This is a genomic window from Sporichthya sp. (assembly GCF_013815995.1).
Lineage (GTDB): Bacteria > Actinomycetota > Actinomycetes > Sporichthyales > Sporichthyaceae > Sporichthya.
In genome coordinates this window covers 1-5361 of sequence record NZ_JACDFE010000270.1, presented here as the reverse complement: position 1 = coordinate 5361, position 5361 = coordinate 1, and the positions used below count along the sequence as shown (strand labels likewise).

Sequence of the window (5361 nt, the reverse complement as noted above, 5' to 3'; positions counted from 1 at the left end):
GCCGGGAGCCGGGCGGGCCGATCAGGTCGAGGGCGGGCAGGTCACCGGCCCGCGCGCGGGCCAGCGCGTCGGCGAGCACCGGGTCGGTGGCGACGACGTCGAGCAGACCGGAGAGCGGCACCGGGACTCCCAAGCAGGTGATCGGACAACGCGAACACCCCGAATCCGCAAACGGATCGGGGTCAGGACCAGCTTACGTCGCCACACCGACTGCCCACTTCTGCTGCGTGGCGCGCCCATCGGCAGCCCCCGAAGGGCGCGCCGCGCAGCAGTAGTTGGGCAGAAACATCGGGTGACTAACCTCGGGCAGGTGGCGTCAGCGGTCCCGGAGTCCGTACCCGAGGAGGGCCATGCCGCCCTGCGCGCGGACATCCGCCGCCTCGGCAACCTGCTCGGGGAGACCCTGGCCCGCCAGGAGGGGCCCGCCCTCGTCGAGCTGGTCGAGCTCGTCCGCGCGCTGGTCCGGGAGAGCCGGGACGACGACGCGGCGCGGGTGCTCAGCGCGGTCCCATCGCCCGTCGCCGTGTCCCTCGTCCGCGCCTTCGGCACCTACTTCCACCTGGCGAACATCACCGAGCAGGTGCACCGGGGCCGCGAGCTCAGCCGGCACCGGGCGCACGAGGGCGGCTGGCTCACCCGTGCCACCACCCGGATCGGCGCGGCCGGGGTGGACGGCGAGGCCCTGCGGTCCGAGATCGACCGCCTCGGGGTCCGCCCCGTGTTCACCGCCCACCCGACCGAGGCCGCCCGCCGGTCCTCGCTGGCCAAACTCCGCGAGGTCGCAGAACTGCTCGATGCCGACGGCGCGAACGGGCGGGACACCCGCCGCGTCGACCGCCGGCTGGCCGAGGTGATCGACCTGCTCTGGCAGACCGACGAGCTGCGGGTCAGCCGCCCGGAGCCGCTCGATGAGGCCCGCAACGCGGTGTACTACCTCGCCGAACTCGCCGGCGGTCCGCTCGGCGACGTGCTCGACGAGCTGACCGAGTGCCTGGCCCGCCTCGGCGTCGACCTACCGGCGACCGCGCGCCCGCTCACCTTCGGCAGCTGGATCGGTGGTGACCGCGACGGAAACCCGAACGTCACCGCGCAGGTCACTGCCGACGTACTCGTGCTGCAGCACGAGTACGGCCTGCGCGCCGTGACCTCGGCGCTCGACGCCCTGCGTCAGGACCTGTCGATGTCGACCCGGATCGCCGCGGTCACTCCGCAGTTGGAGGCCCAACTGGCCGACTCGCTGGAAGCCCTGCCGGAGATCGAACCGCGGTACCGGCGGCTCAACGCCGAGGAGCCGTACCGGCTCGCCGCGACCTGCATCGGCGCGAAGCTGACGAACACCCGCACGCGCATCGCCGCCGGCGCCGCGCACGTCCCCGGTCGCGACTACCTCGGCGCCGAGGAACTGCTCGCCGAGCTGGGCACGCTGCGCGACTCGCTGCTGGCCGGCGGCGGGGAGCTGATCGCCCGGGGCCGGCTCGACCGCGTCATCCGCACCGTCGCCGCCACCGGCCTGCACCTGGCCACGCTCGATGTCCGCGAGCACTCCGACGCCCACCACCACGTCCTGGCGCAGTTGTTCGACCGGCTGGAGGATTCCGGACCGCGGTACGCCTCGCTGGACCGAGCAGGGCGCATCACCCGCCTGGCAATCGAGTTGGCCGGCCGCCGCCCGCTGGCCCCCAACCCGCCGCCGTTGGACGAGGCCGGGACGCGCACCTTCTCCGTCTTCACCACGATCGCCCGGACGATCGCGCGCTTCGGCCCGGGCGTCGTCGAGTCCTACATCGTCTCGATGACCACGGGCCCGGACGACGTCCTCGCGGCGGCCCTGCTGGCTCGCGAGGCGGGGCTGATCGACCTCACGGAGGGCAGAGCGGACATCGGCATCGTGCCCCTGCTCGAGACACCCGCGGAGCTGGACGCCGCCGGCGAGATCCTCGACGTCCTGCTCTCCGACCCGACCTACCGCCAGGTGGTCGCGTTGCGGGGCGACGTGCAGGAGGTGATGCTCGGCTACAGCGACTCCAACAAGGCGGCCGGGGTCACCACCTCGCAGTGGGCGATCCACCGGGCGCAGCGGACGTTGCGCGACACCTCCCACCGGCACGGGGTGCGGCTCCGGCTCTTCCACGGCCGCGGCGGCACCGTGGGGCGCGGCGGCGGACCGACCTACGAGGCCATCCTGGCCCAGCCCTGGGGGACGCTCGAGGGTGAGATGAAGGTGACCGAGCAGGGCGAGGTCATCTCGGACAAGTACCTCCTGCCGGTACTGGCCCGCGAGAACCTCGAACTGACGCTGGCCGCCGTTCTGGAAGCCTCGGTGCTCACCAGGGCGCCTCGCCAGAGTGCGGCCGAACTCGAGACGTGGAACGCGTGCATGGACCAGGTCTCGGACGCCGCGTACGCGGCCTACCGCGGTCTGGTGGAGCGCCCCGACCTGCCTGCGTACTTCGTCGCGAGCACCCCGGTCGAGCTGCTGGGCGCGCTGAACATCTCCTCGCGGCCGTCGCGGCGCCCCGGCACCAACGGTGACCTGGAGGGCCTGCGGGCCATCCCCTGGGTGTTCGGCTGGACGCAGTCCCGACAGATCGTGCCCGGGTGGTTCGGCGTCGGCTCCGGGTTGGCGGCCGCCCGCGAGGCGGGCCACGGCGAGCAGCTCGGGGAGATGTACGACCGCTGGCACTTCTTCCGCACGTTCCTGTCCAACGTCGCGATGACCCTGGCCAAGACCGACCTGCGAATCGCCCGGCACTACGTGACCTCGTTGGCCGCGCCCGAGCTGCACCCGATCCTCGACCTGATCAGCGCCGAGCACGATCTCGCGGTGCAGCAGCTGCTGACGATCACCGGGGAGAGCGAGCTGCTCGGTGCGAATCCGACGCTGCGTCAGACGCTGCGCACGCGGGGCGCCTACCTGGACCCCCTGTCCTACCTGCAGGTCTCGCTGCTGTCCCGGGTCCGCGCCGCCGGCCAGGACGCCGATCCGGTCCTCGAGCGCGCACTGTTGTTGACCGTGAACGCGATCGCGGCCGGACTGCGCAACACTGGCTGACCGAAAGACCACATGGGGAGTCCTGATGCGCGTTGGGTGGGGCCCGGCCCTTCTGCTGGCCGGACTGTTGACCGGGCTGTTGACCGTGAGCGGCTGCGGCAGCAGCGACGGCGACGATGACGGCGAGGACACCGCCGCGAGCGAGCCGGAGGAGAGCGCGCCGGCGCTCGGCGCCTACGCCACCGCCGTCAACAACCGCTGCGAGAAGTTCGCGGAGGACGTCCTCAAGGTCACCGGCGGCGGGGAGCCGGCGGTCGCGAAGTTCAACGAGGACCAGCCGAAGCTGAAGAAGCTCACCGATGCCTTCGACGCCGACATCGCGAAGATCCCCGCGACGAGCGACGAGGACCGCGCCGCGGCCACCACTTTTGCGGCCTTTCAGCGCTTCAGCGACACCGCGTACGCGAAGGTGCTGACGGTCGCACAGACCGGGGACCAGGCGAAGTTCGACACCGCCTTCGAGGCGTTCCTGGCCGAGTTCGAGAAGTCCACGGTGCCGGCCGAGATGGACGCGGTCGGGGTCAGCTGCCCCGCCCGCTGAACTCGGCAGAGCTCAGGCGCCGATGGTGGCGTCCTCCATCGGGTCGGGCACGGCCGTCGGCGTCATCCCCGGCTCGGGCATCCCGCGGCCGGTGCGCAGCAGGGTGCGCCACTGGGCGGCGCTGTAGTTCGCCGGCTCGGTGGAGTCCATGAACTCGCGGAACACCGCGAGGAAGCGCTCCGGGTCGGTGTGATGCGGGAAGTGCCCGGCGTTGTCGAAGATCTCCAGCCGGCTCCCGGGCATCGCCTGGTTCACCATCCGGGCCTGGTCGACCGGGATGATCGCGTCCCGCCCACCCCAGATCAGCAGCGTCGGCATGCCCTCGGAGAGGTAGCAGCGGTCGAGCATCGTGATCACCTGACCGCGGCGGTCCACCGCCGAACGCAGCGTGCGCAGGAACGCACTGCGGGCCGGGGTGTCCGGGAGCGCGTCGAAGACCCGGACCAGGTCTTCGGCGTCGCGGCCGAGGTCGGTGTCCAGCCAGTGCAGAACCTTGAGCCCGACCGAGCCGAACTGCTTGACGCCGGGCACCCGCAACAGCGGCAGCATCGTCTCGACCCCGGGGGTCGCGACCAGGTGCAGCATCGGGTGGGTCTTCGGCCCGACGCCGCCGGTGCCGACCAGGACGAGCCGCTCGCAGCGCTCCGGGAACTGGTAGGCGAACTGCATCGCGATGCCGCCGCCGAGGGAGTGCCCGACCACCGTGACCCGGTCGAAGTCCAGGACGCTGATCAGGTCCCGCATGCCACAGGCGAAGGCGGCGATCGAGTAGTCCGCGCGCGGCCGGTCGGAGCGGCCGTGACCGAGCAGGTCGGGCGCGATCACGGTGTAGTGCTGGGCCAGTTCTCCGATCACCGGCTCCCAGGTGTCCGAGCTGTCGCCGATGCCGTGCAACAGCAGCAGCGCGGGCCCGCTGCCGGCCATCCGGAACGCCCGGCGGTAGCCGTGCACGGTCGTGTACTGGATCCGCAACGGGTCGTCGGTGGGCTCCTCGGTCACGGCGAGGCGACGCTTGTGGGGCATCATCGGGGGCACGCTCTCAGCGTCGCAGCGAGTCGCTGCGTCGCCCTACTCCCCCGGGTTAAGGGGATGTAACAGTTTTCCCGCCGCTCGCGAGGGCGTCAGCGCGCCGAGCAGTTGAGCGAATCCACCGGCACGTTCAGCACCTGGCTGACGACCTCGGCCGCCATGCCCTCCCAGCGCGCGTACGCCCACGGGAACGCCGAGACCTGCACGTCCTGCGCGGCCACCGTCAACTGCTGCCCACGCCAGCCGTCCACTTCGAGCAGTTCGGTGTAGAACTTGCGCGCCGAGTACAACGGGTTGGTGACCTGGGCGTAGCTGCCCCAGCCCGCGGACGGCCGCTGCTGGAACAGCCCCGCGGAGTCCAGGTGCCCCCCGGTCATGTTCTTGAGGTACGACTCCTGCAGCGCGGTCGCGATCGCGATCACCGCGGCCCGCGGCGGCAGGTTCAGCCGCTGCGAGACGTCGATGATGATCCGCGCGTTGCGCAGCATCTCGGAGGTCATCTGCTCGTCGCGCTGAGCGTTCGGGTTGTAGCCGCACGCCCGTTGCAGGGCGGCGAGACGCGCCGCAGCCGCGGCCGCGAGGCGGGCGTCGCGCAGGGCCTTCGCCCGGGACCGGGCCTGGTCGGCCTCCTTCGCGGTCAGGGCGGTCCGGACCTCGGCGCGGGCTGCCCGGTCCGAGGCGGTGACCCGCTCGACGGTGCTCGCGGACCCGGCGCCGGCGACCGACTCCATCGCTACCC

The 5361-nt window shown here is 72.0% G+C and carries 3 protein-coding genes and 1 pseudogene; 2 read left to right on the top strand and 2 right to left on the bottom strand.

What is annotated here, in order from left to right:
* The first annotated feature begins 310 nt into the window (after positions 1-310).
* Together ppc and H0X00_RS21240 are read left to right on the top strand one after the other, a co-directional pair.
* Entirely contained in the window at positions 311-3052 is a 2742-nt protein-coding gene (gene ppc, locus H0X00_RS21245; RefSeq protein ID WP_293774599.1) for a phosphoenolpyruvate carboxylase, read from the top strand.
* 25 nt (positions 3053-3077) lie between these two features.
* Positions 3078-3593 (top strand): hypothetical protein, encoded by a 516-nt coding sequence (locus tag H0X00_RS21240; protein WP_293774597.1) that lies wholly within the window; start codon positions 3078-3080, stop codon positions 3591-3593.
* A 12-nt stretch (positions 3594-3605) separates the two neighbouring features.
* Here the strand turns inward: H0X00_RS21240 and H0X00_RS21235 are convergent, their stop codons facing one another.
* Both H0X00_RS21235 and H0X00_RS21230 read right to left on the bottom strand, forming a co-directional pair.
* Positions 3606-4619, bottom strand: coding sequence for an alpha/beta hydrolase (locus H0X00_RS21235; RefSeq protein WP_293774600.1), 1014 nt, complete (start codon positions 4617-4619; stop codon positions 3606-3608).
* 95 nt (positions 4620-4714) lie between these two features.
* Positions 4715-5361 (bottom strand): annotated as a pseudogene (locus tag H0X00_RS21230) (hypothetical protein); the annotation flags it as partial.

What these genes read in the sequence shown, in the direction of transcription:
- H0X00_RS21240 (WP_293774597.1), top strand. Translation starts at nt 3,078, where the DNA reads ATGCGCGTTGGGTGGGGCCCGGCCCTTCTGCTGGCCGGACTGTTGACC.
- H0X00_RS21235 (WP_293774600.1), bottom strand. Translation starts at nt 4,619, where the DNA reads ATGATGCCCCACAAGCGTCGCCTCGCCGTGACCGAGGAGCCCACCGAC.